Here is a 23,003-nt window from a genome sequence, read left to right as displayed (position 1 = left end):
TCTTTGAGCGGGGCGAGGCGCCGCCCCGTGGCCGTCAGGCGCCGGCCAGCCGCTTCTCCACCAGGCCCTGCACCGCCTTGTCGTAGCCCGTCGCGAACTCCGCGAATACCGGGTCCGATTCCATCGTCTTCCACCAACGCGCGATGCGGCCCGTGCCCGAGGTCGGATCCGCGAGCCCGAACATGGGCGCGGCCACGCGGCGGATCTGGACCATGGGCGGCAGCAGCGCGCAGTCGGCCAGCGATGGCTGGCTGCCGGCGGCGTACGGCCCATCGGCCATGTGGCGCTCGACGTGGGCCAGCCCCGCGGCCAGGCCCTCGAGTGCCGCGGCGCGGGCCTGCTGGTCGGCATCGGCCACGCCCACCTGCCGCATCAGCGTCGTGCTGTGCGCCGCTGCGTACAGGTCGTAGACGCGCGCGATGAGACGGGCCCGCGCCTTGTCCTGCGGCGTACCCGGCAAGCCGGGGCGCTGCGGATGCAGCTCTTCCAGGAATTCACAGATGACGCTCGACTCCGGCAACAACTGGCCATCGTCCGTTTGCAGCACCGGGATCTTGCCGATGGGGTTGATGGCCTTGAACTCCGGCGAGTGCAGGCCGCCGGGCGGCGATTCGCGCGTCAGGTCCAGGCCCTTGAGCCGCGCGAACAGCATGACGCGGGCGGTATAGGGCGAGGGAGGGAAGCCGATGAGTTTCATGAAGTCTCCTTGGGGGGGCGGGTGGCGCATGGCTTGCGCCATAATGTATATAGTAATACAGTATGCGTAATTAAGAATCAACATCAAGGCAGGGGACAGCCATGCATATCGAGTCGGTGTCGTGCATCGACGACCTTCGGCGCGCGGCGCAGGCGCGGATCCCGCGATTCGCCTACACCTTCCTGGCCGGCGGCGCCGGCAACGACGCCGGCGTGCGCCGCAACGAGCAAGCGCTGGCACGCCTGCTGTTCGCACCGCGCGGCATGGCGACGGGGCGGGTGGATGCGAGCGTGCGATTGTTCGGCCGGACCTATGCGCAGCCCTTCGGCTTCGCACCGGTCGGCATGGCGAACCTGGCCTGGGCCGGGTGCGATCTCATGCTGGCCGAGACGGCCCGGCGTGAATCGCTGCCCTATGTGGTCAGCGCGGCCGCGTCCACCGACCTGGAGACGCTGGCAGGGCGCGCGCCCGACAGTTGCTGGTTCCAGCTCTACATGCTGCGCGACGACGAACTCAACTTCGCGCTGCTGGACCGGGTGGCGGCGGCGGGCATCGAGGTCCTGGTCGTGACCGTGGACACGCCGGTACGCTCGCGGCGCAACGGTTCCATACGCGAGCGCTTCGAGCAGCCGTTCCAGCCGCATCCGCGCTTCGTGCTGGACGTGGCGCGGCATCCGCGCTGGGCCCTGCGCACGGCGCGCGCCGGCATGCCCAACCTGATGAACTATGCGCGCTACGTGGAAGGGGGCGACATCCACCGGGTGGCCGCCTTCATGAAGGCTCAGTCGCGCGGCGGCGTGAGCTGGGACGATATCGCCATGCTGCGCCGGAAGTGGAAGGGGCCGCTGGTGATCAAGGGCATCCTGGATGCCGGCGATGCCTCGCGCGCGGTCCGGGAGGGCGCCGACGCGGTCTGGGTATCCAACCACGGCGGCCGGCAGCTCGAATCCGCGCCGGCCACCATTTCGGTGCTGCCGGCGGTGCGGGAGGCGGTGGGAACGCTGCCGGTGCTGTTCGACAGCGGCGTGCGCGGCGGCGAGGACATCGTCAAGGCCGGCGCGCTGGGCGCGACGATGGCCTTCTGCGGACGCGCGCCCATTTTCGGCGCGGCGGCGTTCGGCGCGGCGGGCGTCGCCAAGGCATACGCGGTGCTGGCCGACGAAGTCCGGACCACGCTGGCGCAGATCGGCTGCCGCCGTTTCGCCGACCTGTCGCCTGTCTTCATCCATCGCGGCGCACCCGGACAGGGCGAGCCGGCCCGGGTGTCCGCGGCCCGCGCGGCCTGACGGGTGTCCCACCGTGCCGCGGGTTATTCCGGGCTGATGCCTTCGGTCTTGATGACCTGTTTCCAGCGGTCGAATTCGGTGCGGGTGAGCCGGCCCAGGTCCTCGGGCGAGCCCAGCACCACGTTGAAGCCCGTATCGGCCAGCGCGGTGCGCATGGCCGGCGCGTCGAAGATGGCCTTCAGCTCGCGGTTGAGCCGCGCCACGACAGGCTCCGGGGTTCCCGCCGGCGCGTACAGCCCGACCCAGACCGCCAGCCGATAGCCGGGATAGCCCAGTTCCTCCAGGGTGGGCACGTCGGCCATCAGGGGCGAGCGCGCTGCACCCGTCTGGGCGATGGCCTTGAGCTTGCCCGAGGCCACCAGCGGCCGCGCCGCCTCGATCGGGGCGATCATCATGGTCACGCTGCCCTGGACCACGTCCATGATCGCGCTGTTCAGGCCGCCGGCGGGTATGTGGCGCATCTTCACCCCCACCATGTTCTGCAGCACGGTCGTGTACAGGTGGGCGGTGGAGGCGATGCCCGGCGAGGCATAGGACGCATCGTCGGGGCGGGCCTTGAGCAGGGCCACCAGTTCCTTGAAGTTGCCGGCTGGTGTGTTCGCGCCGGTGATGACGACCTGGGCGCTTTCGGCGATCTGGCCCACGGGCACGAAGCTCTTGACCGGATCGTAGGGCGTGGGGCGAAAGGCGGGCGTGATGACCAGCGTGGTGGGGCCGACCATGAGCGTATGGCCGTCCGGCGCGGCACCGGCGGCGTAGGCCGTGCCGATGATGCCGCTGGCGCCCGACCGGTTCTCGACATAGGTGTTCTGGCCCAGTCGTTGCGACAGTTGTTCGGCCGCGCGCCGGGCGATGGCGTCCGCGCTGGTGCCCGGACTGTAGGGAACGACGATCTTGACCGCGCGGCGGGGGTAGGGCGACGAGGCGGCCGGGTCGGGCTGCGCCTGGACGCCGGTGCAACAGACGAGCAGCCCGACCGCAAGCGGCAGTCCGGCTGAGAACGGGAACGCGTGAACCATGGCTGTCTCCATGCTGGGGTGGGCCGGCTTTCTACGTGCCGGACTCTATCTATAATATATAATATATATGAAATTAGACAAGAGAAAAGCATGAGCGCACGCGGCTCCGCCCGCCGTCTCGGGTCAGGACAGCGGGCGGAGCAGGACTCGAGGGGGAGGGGCGTCAGTCCGCGCGCGAGGCGGTGTCCGCTTCCTGGGACAGCGTCCTGGCGCGCTGGTAGGCCAACCGTTCCCGCATCAGCCTGGCCGCTTCCACGCCGTCGGCGGACTCGATGGCCTCGAGCAGCAGTTTGTGGTGGCGCACGATGCGGACCGCCGATGCCGAAGTGAGGTTGGGGCGCAGCACCGGTTCGAGCACGAAACTCAGCGCGTGGAACTGCGCAAGCAGGATGCGGCTGTGGGACGCGCGCACGATGGCTTCGTGAAAGCGCATGGATGCATCGGCGAAGCGGTCGAGCTCGCCTTTCAGCGAGGACAGCTCGGCCAACACGCCGCGCAGATGCTCCAGGTCGGCCTCGTCGCGCCGTTCCGCCGCCAGCCTGGCGGCCATTTCCTCGATCGCCATCTGCGCGTCGAACACTTCGCCCGAGGTGATGCCGATGAGCTTGAGGTGGATGGCCAGCGCGTCGGCCAGCCGGTCCGGGTTGCCTTGGGCGACCCAGACGCCGCCGCGGGCGCCCATGCGGATCTCGACGATGCCCAGCCCTTCCAGCGTGCGCAGGGCGTCGCGCGCCGCCATGCGGCTGACGCCGAACTGCTCGGACAGCGCGGCTTCGCTGCCCAGGAACTGTCCGGCGACGATTTCCCGGTTCAGGACCGCCGCCCGTATCTGCGCCACGATGCCGCCCGACAGCGTGGCGTTGGGGACGGCTGCCCACGAGGGGGGCGAAGAAAGAGGCTTGCTGACCAATCCTGATCCTTTGAGGACAAAGCGTGACGGCGGTGGACCGCATTATAGGGCGCCGTGCCTTGCTTGGTTTAAGTATGATATATAATATATATAGGCATGGAGCCTCGCGCTCTTCCTTTCTATCCTTAGACACTGGCTGATCATGCTGAACCAAGAAAAGAACGAGTTGCTGACCCGCGTGGGGCGGGGCACGCCGATGGGGGAACTGCTGCGGCGCTACTGGATGCCGGTCGCGGGCGTCACGGAGTTCGACAGCCGCGCAACCAAGGCCGTGCGCTTGTTCGGCGAAGACCTGGTGCTTTATCGCGACCTGGAAGGCAGATGGGGGCTGGTCGATCGCCATTGCCCGCACCGCCGGGCGGACCTGGCCTACGGTTTCCCGGAGTCCGAGGGCCTGCGCTGCAACTATCACGGCTGGCGCTTCGGCGCGGACGGCGCATGCCTGGAGCAACCCTACGAGGACGTTGCCCATCCCGAGGCGCGCATGAAGGACCGCATCCGGATCACGGCCTATCCCGTCCAGGAAAAGGCCGGTCTGCTGTGGGCCTACATGGGACCGGCCCCGGCGCCGCTCCTGCCCGACTGGGAGGCCTTTTCGTGGCCCAACGGCTTTCGCCAGATCGTGCTGTCGGAAATCCCCTGCAACTGGTTCCAGTGCCAGGAGAACTCCATCGATCCGGTGCACTTCGAGTGGATGCACAACAACTGGAGCCTGCGCCAGCAGGGGGTGCTGCAACCCTATTCGCCCGTGCACAAGGAGGTCGGCTTCGACGAGTTCGAGCATGGCTTCCTGTACCGGCGGGTCCGGGGCAACGGCAGGAAAGAGGACCCGCTGTGGGCGGTCGGGCGCGTCTGCCTGTGGCCCAACGCGGTGTTCCTGGGGGACCACTTCGAGTGGCGCGTGCCCATCGACGACGAGAACACGCTGAGCGTGTGCTGGTCCTACACCCGCGTTCCCCGGGAAAGCGAACCGTATGTGCAGCCCTCCATTCCCACCTGGCACGGCCCCATCCGCGACGAGCGCGGCGACTGGATCTCGTCGCACGTGATGAACCAGGACTTCGTGGCATGGGTGGGGCAGGGGCGTATCGCGGACCGCAGCCTGGAGAACCTGAGCGCCAGCGACCGGGGCATCACCATGATCCGCAAGAAGTTCTTCGAGGAACTGGACGCTGTGGCGGCAGGCGCGGACCCCAAGGGAGTGATGCGCGATCCGGACAGGAATCACCGGGTGGAACTGCCCCTTGCCTTTCGCGAGATCCTGACCGGCGGACTGCCGCTGGCGGAACTGAAGGCCCATCCGGTGTTCGGCCGGCACCTGCACGACTATGTCTTCCAGGCCGGACAGCCCGAACCGGTGGCGCGGGCGTATCGCCAGGCCATGGGACTGGAGGATGACGGAGGCCACTGAGTCCCTCCGCGCCGCAAGGGCCGGGACTGGTCCAAATGCGGCGGATATGTATAATACTGTATGAGTGTTATAGCGAGGTTGGAGGAGACCCACCCATGATCATCGATTGCCATGCCCATGTAAGCGCGCCCACGGAACTGTGGGCCTACAAGGCGAGCCTGCTCGCCAGCCGCGGCAGCCACGGCCGCGGCAAGGTGAAAGTCACGGACGACGAGATCCGGGCCGCCGCCAACAAGGCCGAGACCTGGCCGATGGGGCACCTGGACTACCTGAAGAAACACGGCACGGACCTGCAGCTGGTGTCGCCCCGTCCTTTCCAGCTGATGCAGTCCGAGCGTCCGGCGCGGATCATCGACTGGTTCACCGAGGAGTGCAACAACATCATCTACCGGCAGACCCAGCTTTTTCCGGAGACCTTCGCCGGCGTGGCGGGCCTGCCCCAGGTGGCGGGCGAGCCGATCGAGCGGGTGCTGCCCGAACTGGAGCGCTGCATCCGAGAACTGGGTTTCGGCGGCTGTCTGTTGAACCCCGATCCGTTCGAGAACGGTTCGGAAGAAGCGCCGCCGCTGGGCGACCGCTACTGGTATCCGCTGTACGAGAAGCTGTGCGAACTGGACGTGCCGGCGCACATCCACGGCACGGGATCGCGTTCCGAGCGCGTGCCCTATTCGCTGCACTTCATCAACGAAGAGACGGTGGCGGTATTCGGCCTGCTGAACTCCAACGTCTACAAGGATTTCCCCGACCTGAAGGTGGTGGTCAGCCACGGCGGCGGCGCCATCCCCTACCAGCTGGGCCGCTTCCAGGCGCCCTCGCTGCGGCGGCCCGAGGGCGACCGCTTCACCGATCGCCTGGAAAAGCTCTACTTCGACACGGTGCTGTATACCGAGGAAGCGCTGCGCCTGCTGATCAAGACGGTGGGCGTGGACCGCTGCCTGTTCGGCACGGAGTGCCCCGGCGTGGGGTCGTCGGTCGATCCGGCCACGGGCCGCTCGATGGACGACGTCAAGCCGCTGATCGAGGGCTTCGACTGGCTGAGCGCGGCCGACAAGAAGAAGATCTTCGAGGACAACGCCCGCAAGGTCTTCAAGCTGCGGCAGTAGGAACCAGGACGGGGCGCCGCCGGCGCGCCCCGTGCCCGAAGGGACGGACATGAGCACGACCGCCAATGCGCCCGCGCTGCGCACCCCCGTATCGCTGCTGACGGGCTTCCTGGGCAGCGGCAAGACCACGCTGCTGGGCCGCCTGATCCGCCATCCGGGCATGGCCGACACTGCGGTCATCATCAACGAGTTCGGCGAGATCGGCCTGGACCATCATCTGGTCGAGGCGGTCAGCGGCGAGGCCGTGCTGCTGGCCAGCGGCTGTGTCTGCTGCACGATACGCGACGACCTGGCCGCCACGCTGCGCGAGCTGCACGACAAGCGCGAGCGGGGCGAGATCCCGGCCTTTCGCCGGGTCGTGATCGAGACCACCGGGCTGGCCGATCCCGCGCCCATCATTCATTCGCTGCTCAGGCACGCCGATGTCCGCCAGCTGTATGCGCTGGACAGCGTCATCTCGACCATCGATGCCGTCAACGCGGAGGCCCAGCTCGACCGCCAGCCCGAATCCGTGAAGCAGGCGGCGGTGGCGGACCGCCTGGTACTGACCAAGACCGACCTGGTGGACGAGGCGCGGACCGAGGCCCTGCTGGGGCGGTTGGCGCGCCTGAATCCCGGGGCCGACGTGGTGCGCGCCGACCGTGGCGAGGTGGACCCGGCGCGCCTGTTCGAAGTGGGCGCGCTGCCTCGGCACCGCGCGGCCGATACCGGCGATGAACCGGAACCGGACGGGTACCTGGCCGGTGTCATGCGTCACGTCTGCGGCCCGGATTGCGAGCATGCGGGCAGGGCGGGCCGGCACGACGCCGGCATACGCACGCACGCCTTCCGTTTCCAGCAGCCCCTGGACTGGGAACGCGTCAGCGCCTGGCTGGGCGGGCTGGCCTATTTCCATGGCGATGCCCTGTTGCGGATGAAGGGCCTGTTGAACCTCAGGGGCGAAAGCGCGCCGGTCGCCGTGCACGCGGTACAGCATCTGTTCCACGATCCCGTCACGCTCGCGCGGTGGCCTGACCAGGATCGCGATTCCCGCCTGGTGTTCATCACCAAGGGCCTGGACCGGGAGGTGATCGCCGATGCGCTCGCCCTGGCCATGGCCGAGGACTGACCATGACAACGAATCGAACGCACGCCGTGATCCAAGGAGACGGAAATGGCTGAGGTAGTGTGCGCGCTGGCGTGCTCGCACGGCCCCTTGCTGGCGACGCCGCCGGACATGTGGGACCTGCGCGCGGGCGCCGATCGCGAGAACAAGCGGCATTGGTACCGCGGCAGGCAGATGGACTACGCCACGCTGCTGGCGGAACGGCAGCCGGGCTTCCACGACGAGGCCAGCCTGCCGCAGCGGCAACTGCGCCACGACGCCTGCCAGCGGGCGCTGGACGAGATGGCGCGGCGGTTCCGCGCCGCGCGGCCGGACGTGGCCATCATCCTGGGCAACGACCAGCGCGAGGTCTTCCGCGAGGACCTGACCGCCGGCTTTACCGTCTATGCCGGCGACGAGATTCCCAACACCCCCTTGTCCGAAGAGCAGGTCCGGCGCCTGCCGCCCGGCGTCGCGGTGGCCGAGGAAGGCCACTGCCCGCCAGGGGGCGCGATCTATCCGGGCGACAGGCGGACCGCCGAGAGCCTGGTGCAGGCCTTGGTGGCCGAGTCCTTCGACGTGGCGGTGTCGTACCGGCTGCCCGGCGGCGCGGATCGCCAGCACGGCATTCCCCACGCTTTCGGCTTCATCTACCGCCGCATCATGGAAGATGCGCCGCCGCCGTCGGTGCCCGTCTTCACCAACGTGGGCGTGCCGCCCAACCGGCCGCTCACGCGGCGCTGCCTGCAGATGGGGCATGCGCTGGCCAAGGGCATCGCGGCGCTGCCGTCCGATCTGCGGGTGGCCATCGTGGCCTCGGGCGGCTTCACCCATTTCGTCGTGGACGAAGAACTGGACCGCCGGATCCTGGACGCCATGCGCAGGGGCGACGAGGCGGCGCTGGCCGCCGTGCCCGAGTCGCATTTCGAGGGCAATACCTGCGAGATCAAGAGCTGGTATCCGCTGGTGGCGGCCATGAACGACCTGGGCCGCAGGATGGAAGTGATCGACTACGTGCCGTGCTACCGGACCGAGGCCGGGACGGGCAGCGGCATGGCCTTCGCGTCGTGGCAATGACGCGGCGCAAGAACCGAGGGAATGCAAGACATGGATAGCAAGGACATCGTGCGGCGCATGCAGCGCATCGACAGCTGCGCCTTTTCGGATGCGCTGGACAAGCTGGGCTTGAAAGGGACGGTGACGGGCCTGCCCAGGCGCGCCGCGAGCCGCCGCATTGCCGGGCGGGTGGTGACGCTCAAGCTGGTCGAGGCGTCGCTGGCGCCCCGCCACGACGGGCCGCCCCGGCACCTGGGCACCACCGCCATCGAAGCGGCCGAGCCCGGGGATATCGTCGTCGTCGAACAGCGCACGGGCGTGGACGCGGGATCGTGGGGCGGCATCCTGTCGCTGGGCGCGAAGCTGCGCGGCCTGGCGGGCGTGATCGCCGACGGTCCGGTGCGCGATGCGGACGAGGCGCACGAGTACGACTTCCCCATCTATGCGCGCGCCACCACCGCGTTCACCGCGCGCGGCCGCGTGGCCGAGGCGGGTACCAACGTACCCGTGCGGATCGGCGACGTGACCGTCCAGGCCGGCGACTACGCGGTCGCCGACAGCAGCGGCGCGGTGTTCATACCCGCCGAGCAGGCCGAGGCCGTGCTGCGCGTGGCCGAGGAGATCGCCGCGCGCGAGGCCGCCATGGCGCGCGCGCTGATGGCCGGCCAGCGCATCACCGACGTGATGGGCGCCAACTACGAGAACATGCTGGCCCGCTGAAACGGGGCGGCGCAACGACGAACGACCGGAGACGACATGGACAAGAACGTAGAACGCATCGCCAGGCTGGATACCGCCACGCTGAGCGATGCGCTGGACCGGCTGGGCATCCAGGGCCAGTGCCACGGCATCAAGCCCCGCACCGCCGGTTTCCGCCTGGCGGGACGCGCCTTCACCATCCTGTATGGCCCCGCTTCCACGCCGCCGGGCACGGTGGGCGATTTCATCGACGACGTGCCCGACGGCCACGTCGTCGTGCTGGACAATGGCGGACGGGTGGATTGCACCGTGTGGGGCGACATCATGACCGAGATCGCCCACCGCCGGAAGCTGGGCGGCACCGTGATCGACGGCATCTGCCGCGACGTGTCGCTGTGCATGGACCTGGGCTACCCGGTCTTCAGCCGCGACCACTGGATGCGCACCGGCAAGGACCGCGTGCAGGTCGAGGCCACCAACGTGCCGGTCAATATCGGCAACGCCCGTGTCGCGCCGGGCGACCTGCTGCGCGGCGACGCCGACGGGCTGGTCGCGGTGCCGCAGGCGCACGAGGAAGCCGTGCTGGCGGCGGCCGAGGAGATCGCGATGGTCGAAGACCGCATCCGCGAGGCGGTGCGGGGCGGCATGCGCCTGGACGAGGCGCGGCGCGAGTTCGGCTATCACACCCTGCAAACGAGGAAGAAATGAGCCAGAGCCGTTTCCCGTTCATGTCGCTGCCCACCGTCACGGTGGATATCGAGCGGCCCAGCCCGGCCCAGCTGGAGCAGGCCGCGGCGCTGCCCAGTTCGACGCTGCACGAGGCGGCCGGCAAGATCGGCGCGCTGCCGTCGGCGATCAAGCCGGTGCATCCCTCGTTCCGCATCTGCGGTGCCGCCGTGACGGTACAGTCGCCGCCGGCCGACAACCTGTGGCTGCATCGCGCCATCGTCGCCGCGCAGCCGGGCGACGTGCTGGTGGTGCACGTCGGCGGCCACTACGAGGCGGGCTATTGGGGCGAGGTCATGTCGCAGGCGGCTCGCGCCCGCGGCCTGGCGGGGCTGGTCATCGACGGCTGCGTGCGCGACGGCGCCATCCTGGAGCGCTTCGGCTTTCCCGTCTTCGCGCGCGGCCTGTGCATACGGGGCACGGGCAAGGACTTCGATGCGCGCGGCTGGATCAACGCGCCGACGCTGTTCGGCGACGTCACCGTGCAGCCGGGCGACCTGATCGTGGGCGATACCGACGGCGTGGTCGCCATTCCCCGCGCCCGCATCGACGAGGTCCTGGCCAAGGCCCGCCAGCGCGAGGAGGATGAGGCCCGCATCATCGAGCGCCTGGCGGCAGGTGAAAACTCCCTGGACATCTATAACTGGAACCGGTGACCGGCTATAGGAGGAACAGCGTCGCCAGGCCCAGGAAGATGAAGAACCCCATGGTGTCGGTCGCGAAGGTCAGCAGGACCGAGGAGCCGATGGCCGGGTCCTTGCCGAAGCGGCTGCGGGTCAGGGGGACCAGCATGCCTATGCAGGCGCCGACCAGCAGGTTCAGGACCATGGCGGCCATCATGACGAGGCCGAGCGAGTAGCGGCCGGAGATCGCCCAGGCGAACAGGGCGGCGACCGCGCCGCCGCCCAGGCCCACCACCAGCGCGATTTCCAGCTCGCGGCGCACCAGCTTGCCGACGTTGGCCGAGTTGATGCGGCCCACGGCCAGAGCCCGGATGATCAGGGTCATGGTCTGGTTGCCGGAGTTGCCGCCTATGCCGGCGACGATGGACATCAGGAAGGCCAGGATGACGATGTGGCCCACGGTGTCCTCGAAGCGCGAGGCGACGAAGGCGGCGGTCGAGGCGGTGCACAGGTTGACCAGCAGCCAGGGCGCGCGGTTGCGGATGGCCTGCGGGATGGGGGCGAAGATGTCTTCTTCCTGCAGGCCGGCCTTGGACAGCGCCTGCTCGTCCGAGGCCTCGCGGATCACGTCCACCACCTCGTTCACGGTCACGCGCCCGATCAGGCGGCCCACGGCGTCCACCACCGGCGCCGACACCAGGTCGTAGCGCTCGAACGCGGCGGCGGCCTCGTCGGCCTCGTCCAGCGGCGCCAGGGTCAGGATCTCGGTTTCCATCACGTCGGCCACCTGCGTATCGGGGTCGCTGACGATGAGGCGGTTGATGGCCAGGCTGCCCATCAGCTTGTCGTGCCGGTCGACCACGAAGATCTGGTCGGTGTGGTCGGGCAGTTCCTGCAGGCGCCGCAGGTAGCGCAGCACCACTTCCAGCGTGACGTCGTTGCGCACGCGGACCATCTCGAAGTCCATGATGGCCCCGACCGAATCCTCGGGGTAGCTCATGACCTCGGTCAGGCGGGCGCGCTCCTCGTCGGTCAGGCCCTTCTGGACCTCGGCCACCACCTCGGGCGGCAGGTCGGGGGCCAGGTCGGCCAGCTCGTCGGCCTCGAGGTTCTCGGTCGCGGCGACCAGTTCCTCCTGGTCCATGGTCGAGATGAGCGACTCGCGGACCCAGTCGGCGACCTCCAGCAGGATCTCGCCGGCGCGCTCGGGACGGACCAGTTGCCAGACCGCCTGCCGGTCTTCCTTGGGCAGGGATTCGAGGATGAAGGCGATATCGGCCGGATGCAGGTCCTCGAGCAGCGCGCCGAGTTCGGCGTCATGCTGGCGATGGACCAGGGCCTCGACCAGCGGGGCGCGGGTATCGCCGGCTTCCTGCCGGTGGACCAGTTCTTCGACCAGGTGCTGGCGTCGCAGCAGTTCCTGGACATGCTCCAGGGCTTCCTGGGCATCTTCGGGCTCGAGCCGGTTGCGCTCGAGCGATTTGAGTTGGGTTGCTTGTTCGACCATCGCGCGGGAAAACACAAGACGGCCCCGCACGGGCCTTGGGTCTGGCGCCTGACGCGGGCGGACTCAGATGGGGCTCGAACGGAGGCCGGGGAACAAAAGGCCGGCTGGTAGTAAGGGTCTAGGTCGTGGCTGTGAGGCCATACCGGAAAAGCAGCACGCATGCACTGCGAAGTTGACGACGCCGCAATTGTACGCGCGCCACATGACATTCGGCCGCATTGCCCCGCCGGTTGGCGAGTTTGGTTGCAATTGAGTCACGGAATGGCCGCGCCTGGCATCCAGCGCAGCAGGCGGTCAGTGCGCGAGGCGAGGTAGGCCGAGCCCCGGTTCTTGTCGTAGAACCGGGGCCGGGGCAGCATGGAGGCCAGCCGCGCGGCCTGGTAGGACGACAGGTTGGCGGCCGAGGTATTGAAATAGTGGCGGGCCGCTGCCTCGGCGCCGAAGACGCCTTCGCCCCATTCGGCGATGTTCAGGTACAGCTCCAGGATGCGCTGCTTGGTCATGACCAGCTCGATCATGTAGGTGATGACCACTTCCTGGCCCTTGCGCAGGTAGTTGCGGGAGTTAGACAGGAACAGGTTCTTGGCGACCTGCTGGGTGATGGTGGAGCCGCCGCGCATGGGCCGCGAAGGCGGCTTGCGGCCGCGAGCCATCGCGCGTTCGGTCGCTTCGGCCAGTTGGCGGTTGTGGTCGTAGGCCTTTTCGACGGCGTTCCAGTCTATGCCGCCATGTTCCAGGAAATTGGCGTCTTCGGCGGCCACGGCGGCGCGCTTGAGGTTGTTGCTGATGCGGCCGTAGTCCACCCACTGGTAGTTCAGGCGCCGGTGGGGATCGCGCTCCTGCAGCCGCGCGAGTTCGCTGCGCATGATCGAGGTCGAGCCCGGCGGCATGTAGGCATACCAGAGCACCCAGCCGAACAGCCAGACCTGGTACAGCAGCACCAGCGCCACCGCGGCCAGTACCAGGCGCATGGCCATGCCCGCGACGCGGGCGGCAAGCGAGCGGCGGCGGACGGGGCGCGCGGGGCGGCGGGGAGGCATGTCAGGCGGAAAGCAGCTTGCGCAGGGCGGCCAGCACCGGCGCCGGATCGGGCCGCACGCCGCGCCAGATGTGGAAGCTCTCGGCCGCCTGGCCGACCAGCATGCCCAGGCCGTCGGCGGTGGCCGAGGCGCCGTCGGCCATGGCCTGGCGCAGGAAGGCGGTGGGGCGGGCGGCGTACATCAGGTCGTAGGCCATCGCGCCCGCGGCGTAGGCGCCAGCCGGCAGAGGGGGGGCTTCATCGTCCAGGCTGCTGGCGGTGGCGTTGATCACGAGGTCCCAGCCGCCGCCGGCCGGCAGGTCGGCATAGCCGCTTCCCCGCAGCGTGGCCTGGCCGGCGGGGAACGAGGCCGCCAGTTCCTCGGCGCGGGCCGCGGTGCGGTTGGCGATGTCGATGCGGGCACAGCCGGCCTCGATCAGCGGCAGCAGGATGCCGCGCGCGGCGCCGCCGGCCCCGGCCAGCAGCACCCGCGCGCCGGCCAGGCGGACGCCCAGCCGCCGCAGGTCGGCGATCAGGCCGACGCCGTCGGTGTTGCAGCCGTGCAGCCGTCCGTCGGCCATCCACAGGGTGTTGACCGCCCCGGCCGCCATGGCGCGGGGGCTCAGCTGGGCGCGGGCCAGCTCGAAGGCCTGCAGCTTGAAGGGGACGGTGACGTTCAACCCGCCGCCGCCCGCGGCGAAGAAGCCGGAGACCCGGGGGGCGAAGTCGTCGACGGGCGCGCAGATGGCCTCGTAGGTGAGGTCCTGGCCGGTCTGCTCGGCGAACCGCGCGTGTATCCAGGGCGATTTGCTATGGGCGACGGGATTGCCGATGACGGCGTAGCGGGTGGGAGCGGAGGACATCAGCCGGGTTTCGCGAGTAGCTTGTCGTTGGTGAAGTACCAGGTGCGCGTGATGGCCAGCACGTCGGTGTCGCGCGCGATCTGGGGCGGGAACGGGGCGAACGGCGTGGCCAGCGCGACGATGCGCCTGGCCGCATCGTTGAGTATTTTATGTTCCGACGGCTTGTCGATGTCCATGCGTTCGACGGTGCCGTCGCTGCGTATATATACCGTCATGCGCAGGGAGCCGTATACCTTGCCGCGGGCCGCCGCCGGGTAGTTCTGGTTGCCCAGCGTCTCGACCCGCTGCCGCCACTGCTCGACATACACCGCGAAGCGGTATTCCGAGGTGGACGGGGCGAAGAAGTGCCGGCGCGGGCGCTTGTTGTAGTCGTCGACGCGCTGGGAGATCTCGGCGAACTGGCGGGCGAGCTGTTCGGCCCGTACCTGGGTGGGGTTGCGTTCGGGGGCGGGCGCGCCCAGCGGACCGGGAGGCGTGGGCGCCTGGCCGTGGTCGCGCGACAGCGAGGCGGCCAGGCGGCGCTGCTCGGCTTCCAGCGCGGCCTGGCGCTGCTGCAGTTCGGCCAGCAGCTTGCCGTCGCGGCTGGCGGCCGAGTGCGGCACCGGCGCCTTGGCATGCCCGGCGGCGGCATCGCCGCCGCCATCGCTGGCGACCTGCGCCCGCAATTGGGCCTGGGCCGGGGCGTGGCCGGTGCCAGCGTTGAGCAGCACCACTTCCAGCCCGTCGTCGCGTTCGGGGCGCGTGGGCCCGGGCGCGGTGAAGTGCAGGGCGAACAGGATGAGGTGGGCGAACAGCGAGATCGCCAGCGCACTCATCAGGTAGCGCCGGTCGGGCCGGGTGGTCCAGTCCTCGGCCAGTTGACCGAGGACGCGCGCGCCGGCGCGCCGGAGCCGGCGCGCCGGCGGATCCTGCGTGGAAGAAGGCCGGGGGCCGGAGGCCGCGGGCTTGCCGTCAGGGGGAAGGGGGGGAGCGGGGGGATGCGACACCCCGCGATTGTAAAGCGTCAGGCGGGGGCGGATGGCCGCACGGCATAGCGCGGCGGGCGGCCGGACAGGCCGTCTTCCAGGCTTTCGAGCATCATGTCGAGCTGCACCAGGATGGCGGCGGGCGATCGGCCCGAGATGTGGGGCGTCAGCACGACGTTGTCCATGCCCGCCAGTTCGGCCAGCAGCGCGGCGGGCGGCTCGGGTTCTTCCTCGAGCACGTCCAGGCCGGCCCCGGCCAGTTGCCCGGCGCGCAGCGCCTCCAGCAGGTCGTCGGTCTTGAGCACCGATCCGCGCGCGACGTTGATGACGACGCCGCCCGGCCCCAGGGCCTGGAACATTTCGCGGTTCAGCAGGTGGCGCGTGCGCGGCCCGCCGGGGCAGCAGGCGAACAGGAAGTCGCTGTTGCGGGCGAGTTCGAGCGGGTCGGCGTAGTAGGTGCCGGGCGCGCCCGGCTTGGGGGAAGGGTTGTGGTAGCCGATGTCGGCGCCGCAGGCGGCGGCGCGTTCGGCGACCATGCGGCCGATCTGGCCCAGGCCGATGATGCCCACCCGGGACTTGTTCAGGCTGGCGCGGGGGGCGCGCAGGGACGTCCAGGCTTCGCCGCGGGCCAGCCGGTTGCTCAAGGTCCGCAGGCCCCGCGCCAGCGCGAGGGCCAGGCCTATCGCATGGTCGGCCACCGTGGCGGCATTGGCGCCGGGGGCGTTGGTGACCACGATGCCCCGGGCATGGGCGTCGGCGATGTCGATGTTTTCGGTACCCGCGCCCATGGAGCATATCACCCGCAGGCGCGGCAGCCTGTCCATCTGGGCGGCGGTCAGGCCGGTCGAGCCGTTGGTGACCACCGCTTCGACGTCGGCGACGGCGGCGGCGCCGAAGTCCGGCGCGCTCTCGTGCAGGCGGTAGTGCCGCGCGATACCGTCGCGCAGCGCGGGCGGCAGGGGAATGATGGACAGGACGTGGCGGGTCATGGGTGGTTCTTTCCTGGAATGGGGATGCGCCGCGCGGGACACGGCGCACGGGCCGAACCGTTTCAGGCGGCCGGCTTGACCTCCTTCACGGCGCCCTTCCAGCCATTTTCCGTGATGTCGAAGACCGTGCCGTCCGGCATCCGGTATTTGACCTCATAAAACACGTTGGGGTCGGTTTCCTTGCGGCCGGTCAGGTAGGTGCCGCCGGCTTCGGTGATGCGCTTCTCGGCGGCTTCCAGGTCGTCGACCCACATGCCGAAGTGGATCACGCCGCGCACATCCTTCAGGCCCGCATAGCCGGGCACGGTCTCGTTGGCGAAGTTCAGCAGCGCCACGTTCATGACGCCGTCCGTCATGTAGATGCCCCGCATGGCCTTGCCGGCCCGGGTCATGCCGAAGGCCTTCTCGAAGAATTGGGCCGCGGCTTCGGGATCTTCCACCGAGAGAGCGATGTGCCTGAGTTTTTCCATGAGTGCTCCTGGTCGTTCAAGGGCTGATGGGGCTTCCCATCTTTTGGTGTTCCATTCTATATTACAGGTATACCAAAATTAATAAAGGATTTTTGTTGTAGTTTTTTTGGATACCTGTAATCGATTTGGCATGTAAGTTGCATCGGATGTCTCCGTGTGGCCCGGCGCCTCGGGTGAGCGCGTCGTGGGCCACTCCACCAAATCTGGAGCTCGGAATGAACAAGCAACGCAGGTCTTGCATGAAGGCGGGGGCCGTGGCCCTGGCCATGGCGGCATCGGGGGTGGCATGGACGGCCGGCGCGGCCGCGGATTCCTGGCCGGTGCGGCCCATCACCATCGTGGTGCCCTACGCACCGGGCGGCAACACCGACCTGATGGCGCGGCTGATCGGCGAGCAGCTTGCCAAGGCCTTGCACGTGCCGGTGGTGGTCGACAACAAGGCCGGTGCGGCGGGCCTGATCGCGGCGGAGTACGTGGCGCGATCGCCGGCCGACGGCTACACGCTATTCATGGGCACGCTTACGCAGATTTCCACGGCGCCGTTCACCAACAAGATCCGCTACGACCCGGTGAAGGACTTCGTGCCCATCGCCAACGTGGGCGGCAATCCGTTCGTGATCACGGTCAATGCGCGCGTGCCGGCGCGGGACGTGCAGGAGTTGATCGCCTATGCCAAGAAGCATCCCGGCAAGCTCAACATGGGGAACGCCGGCGTGGGCGGGCTGACGCATCTCTCGGCGCTGGTCTTCGCCAAGTACACGGGCATCGACGTGGTGGAAGTGCCGTACAAGGGGGCGTCGCTGGCGCTGGGCGACGTGGTGGCCGGACAGATCGACATGTATTCCGGCAACCTGTCCGAGGTCGTGCCCTATGCCCGCGACGCGCGCGTCCGGTTGCTGGGCGTGTCCAGCAAGAACCGCGTCAAGCAACTGCCGGATGTCCCGGCCCTGGCCGAATCGGTGCCCGGCATTCCCGAGGTCGAGACCTGGAACGGGCTGCTGGGGCCGGCGGGCATGCCGGCGCAAGCCGTGGACCGGATCTCCGGCGCGGTCCTGGCGGCGCTTGCCGATCCCGTCTTCCGCAAGAAGCTCGAGGACGCCGGCATCACCCCGCTGCCCGAGGCCAAGGAGCAGTTCGCCCGGCGCATCCGCCGCGACATCGAAGTGTGGAAACCGATGATCGAGATGGCCGGCATCAAACCCGAATAATCCAGGAGGAGGATCATGATGCAAGCAGACAAGCAGCGCGTTCTCATCGTCGGGGCCGGCCCCGTCGGCATGGTGTGCGCGCTGGCGCTGAACCGGCAGGGCATACCGGTGACCGTGTTCGAGCAGGAGCCCGGCCCGGTCAAGGACCAGCGCGCCGCGTCCATCCACCCGACCACGCTGGAGATGCTGGACGAGCTGGACGTGACCCGGACCATCGTGCCGCGCGGCCTGGTTTCCGAAACCTACCAGTACCGCGACCGGGTCAGCGGGAAACTGATCGCGGAGTTCGACCTGCGCGGGATGGCGGACGTCTTCCGCTTCCCCTTCGTGCTGCAATACGAACAGTACAAGCTGACGGGGGACATCGCGCAGCAATATGCCGACGAGTCGGATTTCGACGTACGCTACGGGCATGCGGTCGAACAGATCGAGCAGCATGCCGATCAGGTCGAGATCTCGGTCCGGGGGCCCGACGGCATCCGGCGCTATCGCGGCGCCTACCTGATCGGCGCGGACGGCGGGCGCAGCACCGTGCGCAAGGCCGCCGGCATCCCGTTCGAAGGCTTCACCTACCAGGAACGTTTCATCAAGATCGCGACCAGCTTCGATTTCCAGAAAGCCCATCCCGACTACGCCTATCGCAACTATTTTTCGGACCCGGACGAGTGGTGCAACCTGTTCAAGGTCCGGGGCGAGGCCGGGGAAGGGCTGTGGCGCGCCATTTTCCCGACCCGCGTGGACGAGTCCGAGGACGAGGCGCTGAGCGAACGGGGCGTCGAGGCCAGGCTGCAGAAGTTCTTCCCCAAGGCCGGGCGCTACGAAGTGGCCTACTGCAACGTGTACGGCGTGAACCAGCGCGTGGCGCAGACCTTCCGGCGCGGCCGCCTTCTGCTGGCCGGCGATGCGGCGCACGTCAACAATCCCATCGGCGGCATGGGCATGAACGGCGGCATCCACGACGCCATCAACCTGGCCGGCAAGCTGGGCGCGGTGCTGAGAGGCGGGGACGACGCCCTGCTGGACCAGTACAGCCGCCAGCGGCGCCATGCCGCGGTGGCCTTCGTGCAGGCGCAGACCATCGCCAACAAGAAAATGCTGGAAGAAAAAGACGAGGCCAGCCGCCAGAAGAAATTCGAAGAGCTGGCGCGCATCGCGGACGATCCGGCCGGCGCGCGGCAGTACATGCGCCGCGCCTCGCTGCTGGAGAGCCTGGAAACCGCCAATGCCATCACCTGAGGACACCATGATCGATCCCACCCGCACGCTGGGCAGCCTGCCGCCCGAGCAGGCCGCCGAACTCGAGCGCGCCGGCCCCATCTGGGGCACCGACATCAATCGCTTCCGCGACCTGGTCGTCAAGCTGTACTCGCCGCTGGTGGCGGCGGCGCCCAAGGACGGGATGACCGTCGCGCGCAATCTGCCCTACGGGGACAGCGCGCGCCAGGTGCTGGACATCTTCACGCCCGACGGCGCGCGCGATGCCGACGTCGTGGTCTTCGTGCACGGCGGCGCCTTCATTCGCGGGTCCAAGAGCGCCAATGGCCATATCTACGACAATGTGTCGTACTGGTTCGCGCGCCAGGGCATGGTGGCGGTCAACATGGAATACCGCCTGGCGGGCGAGGCGCCGTTCCCCGGCGGCGCCGACGACGTGGCCGCCGCCGTGCGCTGGCTGGCCGGGCACGTGTCCGCCCATGGCGGCAATCCGCGCCGCATGTTCCTGATCGGACACTCGGCGGGCGGCACGCACGTGGCCACCTATTGCTTCGATCCGCGCCGGGGCTATCGGCCCGATCCCGGCGTGCTGGGCGCGGTGCTGGTCAGCGCGCGGCTGCGGGCCGACACGCTGCCGGGCAATCCCAACGCCAGGGCGGTCGAGGCCTACTTCGGCACCGATCCGGCCCGCCACGAGGCCGACTCGCCCATGGCGTACGCCGCCGAGTCGGACCTGCCGGTGATGATCGCCATCGCGCAATACGAGAATCCCTACCTGGACCTGTACGGGCTGGAGTTCTGCCAGCGCGTGGCCCGCGCGCGCGGCTACGTCCCGCGTTTCGTGCAGATGATGCGGCACAACCATACGTCCATCGTCGCCCATTTCGACAGCGGCGAGGAAACGCTGGGCCGCGAGATCCTGGACTTCTTCCGCAGCATTGCCTGAGCTTCCCATTTAGAGGTTTCCATGAGTGACTCCGCCACGCTGGCCACCCGTGCCCAGCCGCTGGGCAAGTATCCCCACTACAAGACCATGGGTGACAGCATCTACCTGTCCGGCATCAGCGCCCGGCTGCCCGACGGCTCCATCGCCGGTACCACCCGCCATGCCGACGGCAGCGTGACCCGCGACATCGAGGTCCAGACCCGGGTGGTGATCGAGAACGTGCGGGCGACGCTGGCCGAGGCCGGCGCGACCCTGGCCGACTGCATCGACATCCTGGTATTTCTGACCGATATGAAGGATTTCCCGAAATACAATGCCGTCTACGGCGAGTATTTCGATGCAGGCGGCCCCACCCGCACCACGGTGGCGGTCAGCGAGCTTCCGCGTCCCGACATGATCGTCGAGATGAAGGTGGTGGCATGCCGGCCCCGGCCGTGACCGCATGCGTTACAGACCTATCGGGTAGTCATGTCCACGATTTCCTCCAAGATCTCCAAGCAGCTGGCTGAACAAATCATCGACGGCACCTATCCGCCGGGCACCAAGCTCGAGGAGCGGTCGCTGGCCGAGAAATTCAACGTGTCCCGTACGCCCATCCGCGAGGCCTTGCGCGAACTGGGCAGCCGGGGGCTGGTGGAGGTGATGCCGCGCCGGGGCGTGGTGGTCGCTTCCATCGGGGTCAAGGAACTGGCCAAGCTGCTGGAGGCCGACTGCGAGCTGGAAGCGCTGTGCGCGCGGCGCGCCGCCGAATGCATGACGGCGATGGAAAAGAAAGAGCTCGAGTTCATCTACGAGCAGAGCGCCGAGTTCGCCCGGAACGAGGACGTCGCCGGCTATCTGAACAACAACCGCCAGTTCCACGCCCATATCCTGGCCGGCGCCCACAACGAGGTGCTGGCCTCGATGGTGGCCGACCTGCGCGAGCGGCTGGCGCCGTTCCGCCAGGCCCAGGCCCACGTGAACGACCGGCTGTCGGTGTCGCACGACGAGCACGAGCCCATCGTCAAGGCCATCCTGGGCGGCGACCCCGAGGGGGCGTACAACGCCATGCGCAGCCACCATGCGCGCCTCAGCAACCACGTGCTGCGGCTGATCCGCTCGCGCCAGGACGAGGACGCCTGAGCCTGCGGGGCCGGCAGGCGACCGCCGCAAGCCGGCTCAGGCCCCTTCTTCCGGCTTCGGTCCGTCGCCCGGGGCGGGGGCGCCGGCGTCGTCCAGGCGCTGGTCCGTGGGATCGGGGCCGTCCGCCGCATCCGTCTCGGCGATCTCCGCCGCGGTTTCGGCCGTCGGCTCGTCCTCGATGTCCTCGGCGCCCCCCTGCGCATCCACCACGTCCAGGAAGCGGCAGTCCAGGCTCAGGTCGAGTTCGTCGTCGCCCATGATTTCCAGCAGCACGTGGCGGCCGCGCTCCAGCTCCGGCAGGGTACCCACGCGTGTATAGAAGGGCGCGTCCTTGAGCCTGACCAGGTCTTCGCGCAGGACCACGGCCTCTATGCGGCGCAGGCCCTGCTGCTTGATCCAGCGCAGGCACCAGAAGCGTTCCATGGCCTGCTGGAAGTCGGCATAGGCGCCGTACTTGGCCTCGAAGGCGCTGATGACGGCGTACAGGTCGGCTTCGCGGGGCTTGAAGGGGGCGACCAGGCGCGCCGACACGCCGTGCTCGATGGCGGCGATCAACTGGCCCTGGTTGACCAGGTCCACATAGCGCCGCAGCGGCGAGGTGCACCAGGCGTATTGCGGCACGCCTATGGAATCGTGGGGCGCCGCGGCCGTTCCCATCCGTACCCGGCCCATCTGCTGCGAGCGGTAGATGCCCGGCACGCCGCACGACGACAGCAGTCCGCCCCAGAGGTTGTTGGCCAGGATCATGTATTCGGCCACCAGCCGGTCCAGCGGCGCGTTGCGCTTGCGCTGCTCGATGCGCACGTGCGCCGATTCGGGGTGGTCGGGGTCGCCGTCCACGTAGAAGCTGAAATCGACCCGGTTGTTCGACTCGGGCTTGCCGCGGACTTCGTCGCGGCGCCGGGACAGGGCCTTGGCCAGCCGCCACAGCGGGCGGAAGACGTGGCCGTAGGGCAGCTCGGCGGCGGGGTCGTCCAGCTGTTCCTCGCCGATCAGGTCGTCCAGCGTGTTGTGGCGCAGGTTTTCGCGCACGACGATGCGCTCGATGCGCGATTCGTGAGACAGGATCTCGCCGGTGTCGGGATGGGCCACGACGTACAGCGACAGGGCGGGCACGGGCCGGCCGGCGTCCAGCGAGAACGCGGCGATCACCTCGTCGGGCTGCATCGGGATCTTGGCGCCCGGCATGTAGACCGTCGACATGCGCGCGCGCGCCAGCGCGTCCAGGTCACTGTCGCGCGTGACGGCCAGGGCCGGGACGGCGATGTGGATGCCGACCCGGAGCGTGCCGTCGTCCAGCGCCTGCACCGATAGCGCATCGTCGATCTCGGTGGTCGTGATGTCGTCCACCGAATAGGCTTCGACGTCGGCCAGCGGCAGGTCGCGGGCGATGGCGGGCACCTCGGCCGGGGCGAAGCCCGTGCCGCGCGGAAAATGCTGCGCGTAGAAGCGGCGCTTGTGGATGGCGATCGCGCTGGGGAAGGCGCCCAGGTTCATCAGCAGCCGTTCGGGGCGCATCTGCAACTGGGTGCAGGCGGCGTCCAGCGCCTTCCATTCCAGGGTGTTTTTGTCGGGCTTGAACAGCAGGGTCTCGGCCTGCCGGGCCAGCGGCTCGGGCAGGGTGCCGGCCTTGATCTCGTCCACCCAGGCTTGCTGCTGTTCGGCCTGGCGCTTCTTTTTTTCCAGGGCCGCCAGCGCGGCCGCCAGGATGTCGGGCGGGGCGGGACGGTACTTCCCCTTGCCGCGGCGATGGAAATAGACCGGCGCGCCGTGCACGCGCAGCAGCATGGCGGTCTGCTCCACCGGGGTGGGCGCGTGGCCGTAGTATTCCTCGGCCAGCACCGGGATGTCGAAGTCGTCCTTGGGCGCGCATTCCCACAGGAATTCCAGGTCCAGGTCCTGCGAGGCCGCGTCGGCCTCCTTCAGCAGGGCCTCGGGCGACGGCTGCTCGAAACGCACGATGACCGCGGATTTCTTGATCTTGCTGCGCTTGCCGCTGGCCGCCTCGACCTGCAGGCTGGTGTCGGTTTCGCTCAGGACAGTGGCGGCCTTGAACCCGCCGTCATCCTCGTAGAGGACATGCATC

The 23,003-nt window shown here is 68.7% G+C and carries 23 protein-coding genes; 13 read left to right on the top strand and 10 right to left on the bottom strand.

Annotated features, from left to right (window positions below):
* Positions 1–34: 34 nt before the first annotated feature.
* Positions 35–697, bottom strand: coding sequence for a glutathione S-transferase family protein (locus tag N5K27_RS07710; protein ID WP_279815582.1), 663 nt, complete (start codon positions 695–697; stop codon positions 35–37).
* A 101-nt stretch (positions 698–798) separates the two neighbouring features.
* Here N5K27_RS07710 and N5K27_RS07705 point away from each other — a divergent pair, with 101 nt between their 5' ends.
* Positions 799–1,983, top strand: coding sequence for an alpha-hydroxy acid oxidase (locus tag N5K27_RS07705; protein ID WP_279815581.1), 1,185 nt, complete (start codon positions 799–801; stop codon positions 1,981–1,983).
* A 23-nt stretch (positions 1,984–2,006) separates the two neighbouring features.
* Here N5K27_RS07705 and N5K27_RS07700 read toward each other — a convergent pair whose 3' ends face one another.
* Complete coding sequence (locus N5K27_RS07700) at positions 2,007–3,002, bottom strand: tripartite tricarboxylate transporter substrate-binding protein (protein ID WP_279815579.1); 996 nt, start codon at positions 3,000–3,002, stop codon at positions 2,007–2,009.
* Positions 3,003–3,165: 163 nt separating this feature from the next.
* The gene (locus N5K27_RS07695) at positions 3,166–3,912 is read right to left on the bottom strand and encodes an FCD domain-containing protein (protein ID WP_087841711.1); all 747 of its coding nucleotides are present in this window, start codon (positions 3,910–3,912) and stop codon (positions 3,166–3,168) included.
* A gap of 142 nt (positions 3,913–4,054) precedes the next feature.
* Between N5K27_RS07695 and N5K27_RS07690 the strand changes: the two genes are divergently transcribed.
* From N5K27_RS07690 to N5K27_RS07660, 7 genes are all read left to right on the top strand, one after another.
* A complete protein-coding gene (locus N5K27_RS07690; protein WP_087841710.1) occupies positions 4,055–5,323 on the top strand; it encodes an aromatic ring-hydroxylating dioxygenase subunit alpha in 1,269 nt (422 codons plus the stop codon).
* 95 nt (positions 5,324–5,418) lie between these two features.
* Positions 5,419–6,426 carry an amidohydrolase family protein gene (locus N5K27_RS07685; RefSeq protein WP_087841709.1) on the top strand — a complete coding sequence of 336 codons (1,008 nt, stop codon included), beginning with the start codon at positions 5,419–5,421 and terminating at the stop codon, positions 6,424–6,426.
* Between the two features lie 49 nt (positions 6,427–6,475).
* On the top strand, positions 6,476–7,534 hold the full coding sequence (locus N5K27_RS07680; protein WP_087841764.1) for a GTP-binding protein: 1,059 nt from the start codon (positions 6,476–6,478) through the stop codon (positions 7,532–7,534).
* Between the two features lie 45 nt (positions 7,535–7,579).
* Positions 7,580–8,587 (top strand): protocatechuate 3,4-dioxygenase, encoded by a 1,008-nt coding sequence (locus tag N5K27_RS07675; RefSeq protein ID WP_087841708.1) that lies wholly within the window; start codon positions 7,580–7,582, stop codon positions 8,585–8,587.
* Positions 8,588–8,617: 30 nt separating this feature from the next.
* Positions 8,618–9,286, top strand: coding sequence for an RraA family protein (locus N5K27_RS07670; RefSeq protein ID WP_279815576.1), 669 nt, complete (start codon positions 8,618–8,620; stop codon positions 9,284–9,286).
* Between the two features lie 36 nt (positions 9,287–9,322).
* Positions 9,323–9,973 carry an RraA family protein gene (locus N5K27_RS07665; protein ID WP_087841707.1) on the top strand — a complete coding sequence of 217 codons (651 nt, stop codon included), beginning with the start codon at positions 9,323–9,325 and terminating at the stop codon, positions 9,971–9,973.
* A complete protein-coding gene (locus N5K27_RS07660; protein ID WP_087841706.1) occupies positions 9,970–10,647 on the top strand; it encodes a 4-carboxy-4-hydroxy-2-oxoadipate aldolase/oxaloacetate decarboxylase in 678 nt (225 codons plus the stop codon). Before N5K27_RS07665 ends, N5K27_RS07660 begins: the two co-directional genes overlap by 4 nt.
* 4 nt (positions 10,648–10,651) lie before the next feature.
* Here N5K27_RS07660 and mgtE read toward each other — a convergent pair whose 3' ends face one another.
* From mgtE to N5K27_RS07630, 6 genes are all read right to left on the bottom strand, one after another.
* Positions 10,652–12,121, bottom strand: coding sequence for a magnesium transporter (gene mgtE / locus N5K27_RS07655; RefSeq protein ID WP_087841705.1), 1,470 nt, complete (start codon positions 12,119–12,121; stop codon positions 10,652–10,654).
* Positions 12,122–12,375: 254 nt separating this feature from the next.
* Positions 12,376–13,098 carry a monofunctional biosynthetic peptidoglycan transglycosylase gene (gene mtgA / locus N5K27_RS07650; RefSeq protein ID WP_207958691.1) on the bottom strand — a complete coding sequence of 241 codons (723 nt, stop codon included), beginning with the start codon at positions 13,096–13,098 and terminating at the stop codon, positions 12,376–12,378.
* Between the two features lie 64 nt (positions 13,099–13,162).
* A complete protein-coding gene (gene aroE, locus N5K27_RS07645; RefSeq protein WP_279815572.1) occupies positions 13,163–14,002 on the bottom strand; it encodes a shikimate dehydrogenase in 840 nt (279 codons plus the stop codon).
* On the bottom strand, positions 14,002–14,988 hold the full coding sequence (locus tag N5K27_RS07640; RefSeq protein ID WP_279815570.1) for a TonB family protein: 987 nt from the start codon (positions 14,986–14,988) through the stop codon (positions 14,002–14,004). The genes aroE and N5K27_RS07640 overlap by 1 nt, the downstream gene beginning before the upstream one ends.
* Before the next feature lie 17 nt (positions 14,989–15,005).
* Positions 15,006–15,956 (bottom strand): NAD(P)-dependent oxidoreductase, encoded by a 951-nt coding sequence (locus N5K27_RS07635; protein WP_087841701.1) that lies wholly within the window; start codon positions 15,954–15,956, stop codon positions 15,006–15,008.
* 62 nt (positions 15,957–16,018) lie between these two features.
* Entirely contained in the window at positions 16,019–16,426 is a 408-nt protein-coding gene (locus tag N5K27_RS07630; protein ID WP_087841700.1) for a VOC family protein, read from the bottom strand.
* 215 nt (positions 16,427–16,641) lie between these two features.
* Between N5K27_RS07630 and N5K27_RS07625 the strand changes: the two genes are divergently transcribed.
* From N5K27_RS07625 to N5K27_RS07605, 5 genes are read left to right on the top strand one after another with little or no spacing between them, the layout of a single operon-like run.
* Positions 16,642–17,634, top strand: coding sequence for a tripartite tricarboxylate transporter substrate binding protein (locus tag N5K27_RS07625; RefSeq protein WP_087841699.1), 993 nt, complete (start codon positions 16,642–16,644; stop codon positions 17,632–17,634).
* A gap of 15 nt (positions 17,635–17,649) precedes the next feature.
* Positions 17,650–18,870 (top strand): FAD-dependent oxidoreductase, encoded by a 1,221-nt coding sequence (locus N5K27_RS07620; protein WP_279815568.1) that lies wholly within the window; start codon positions 17,650–17,652, stop codon positions 18,868–18,870.
* Positions 18,857–19,795: an alpha/beta hydrolase gene (locus N5K27_RS07615; RefSeq protein ID WP_279815566.1), complete on the top strand. Its 939-nt coding sequence runs from the start codon at positions 18,857–18,859 to the stop codon at positions 19,793–19,795. Before N5K27_RS07620 ends, N5K27_RS07615 begins: the two co-directional genes overlap by 14 nt.
* Positions 19,796–19,816: 21 nt before the next feature.
* Positions 19,817–20,233 carry a RidA family protein gene (locus tag N5K27_RS07610; RefSeq protein ID WP_087841697.1) on the top strand — a complete coding sequence of 139 codons (417 nt, stop codon included), beginning with the start codon at positions 19,817–19,819 and terminating at the stop codon, positions 20,231–20,233.
* 30 nt (positions 20,234–20,263) lie between these two features.
* Positions 20,264–20,917, top strand: a complete 654-nt coding sequence (locus N5K27_RS07605; RefSeq protein WP_087841696.1) for a GntR family transcriptional regulator — start codon at positions 20,264–20,266, stop codon at positions 20,915–20,917.
* A gap of 36 nt (positions 20,918–20,953) precedes the next feature.
* On the opposite strand, the gene N5K27_RS07600 is transcribed toward N5K27_RS07605, so the two are convergent.
* Positions 20,954–23,002, bottom strand: a complete 2,049-nt coding sequence (locus tag N5K27_RS07600; RefSeq protein WP_279815563.1) for a ribonuclease catalytic domain-containing protein — start codon at positions 23,000–23,002, stop codon at positions 20,954–20,956.
* Between the last annotated feature and the right edge of the window lies 1 nt (position 23,003).

It is taken from the genome of Pigmentiphaga sp. GD03639, assembly GCF_029845405.1.
GTDB lineage: Bacteria > Pseudomonadota > Gammaproteobacteria > Burkholderiales > Burkholderiaceae_B > Pigmentiphaga > Pigmentiphaga daeguensis.
The sequence above is the reverse complement of the archived record's forward strand: the minus strand, read 5'-3'. Positions and strand labels throughout refer to the sequence as shown.

Coding starts and splice junctions, on each gene's coding strand:
- N5K27_RS07710 (WP_279815582.1), bottom strand. CDS start 697: ATGAAACTCATCGGCTTCCCTCCCTCGCCCTATACCGCCCGCGTCATG.
- N5K27_RS07705 (WP_279815581.1), top strand. CDS start 799: ATGCATATCGAGTCGGTGTCGTGCATCGACGACCTTCGGCGCGCGGCG.
- N5K27_RS07700 (WP_279815579.1), bottom strand. CDS start 3,002: ATGGTTCACGCGTTCCCGTTCTCAGCCGGACTGCCGCTTGCGGTCGGG.
- N5K27_RS07690 (WP_087841710.1), top strand. CDS start 4,055: ATGCTGAACCAAGAAAAGAACGAGTTGCTGACCCGCGTGGGGCGGGGC.
- N5K27_RS07685 (WP_087841709.1), top strand. CDS start 5,419: ATGATCATCGATTGCCATGCCCATGTAAGCGCGCCCACGGAACTGTGG.
- N5K27_RS07680 (WP_087841764.1), top strand. CDS start 6,476: ATGAGCACGACCGCCAATGCGCCCGCGCTGCGCACCCCCGTATCGCTG.
- N5K27_RS07675 (WP_087841708.1), top strand. CDS start 7,580: ATGGCTGAGGTAGTGTGCGCGCTGGCGTGCTCGCACGGCCCCTTGCTG.
- N5K27_RS07670 (WP_279815576.1), top strand. CDS start 8,618: ATGGATAGCAAGGACATCGTGCGGCGCATGCAGCGCATCGACAGCTGC.
- N5K27_RS07665 (WP_087841707.1), top strand. CDS start 9,323: ATGGACAAGAACGTAGAACGCATCGCCAGGCTGGATACCGCCACGCTG.
- N5K27_RS07660 (WP_087841706.1), top strand. CDS start 9,970: ATGAGCCAGAGCCGTTTCCCGTTCATGTCGCTGCCCACCGTCACGGTG.
- mgtE (WP_087841705.1), bottom strand. CDS start 12,121: ATGGTCGAACAAGCAACCCAACTCAAATCGCTCGAGCGCAACCGGCTC.
- mtgA (WP_207958691.1), bottom strand. CDS start 13,098: ATGGCCATGCGCCTGGTACTGGCCGCGGTGGCGCTGGTGCTGCTGTAC.
- aroE (WP_279815572.1), bottom strand. CDS start 14,002: ATGTCCTCCGCTCCCACCCGCTACGCCGTCATCGGCAATCCCGTCGCC.
- N5K27_RS07635 (WP_087841701.1), bottom strand. CDS start 15,956: ATGACCCGCCACGTCCTGTCCATCATTCCCCTGCCGCCCGCGCTGCGC.
- N5K27_RS07630 (WP_087841700.1), bottom strand. CDS start 16,426: ATGGAAAAACTCAGGCACATCGCTCTCTCGGTGGAAGATCCCGAAGCC.
- N5K27_RS07625 (WP_087841699.1), top strand. CDS start 16,642: ATGAACAAGCAACGCAGGTCTTGCATGAAGGCGGGGGCCGTGGCCCTG.
- N5K27_RS07620 (WP_279815568.1), top strand. CDS start 17,650: ATGATGCAAGCAGACAAGCAGCGCGTTCTCATCGTCGGGGCCGGCCCC.
- N5K27_RS07615 (WP_279815566.1), top strand. CDS start 18,857: ATGCCATCACCTGAGGACACCATGATCGATCCCACCCGCACGCTGGGC.
- N5K27_RS07610 (WP_087841697.1), top strand. CDS start 19,817: ATGAGTGACTCCGCCACGCTGGCCACCCGTGCCCAGCCGCTGGGCAAG.
- N5K27_RS07605 (WP_087841696.1), top strand. CDS start 20,264: ATGTCCACGATTTCCTCCAAGATCTCCAAGCAGCTGGCTGAACAAATC.
- N5K27_RS07600 (WP_279815563.1), bottom strand. CDS start 23,002: ATGCATGTCCTCTACGAGGATGACGGCGGGTTCAAGGCCGCCACTGTC.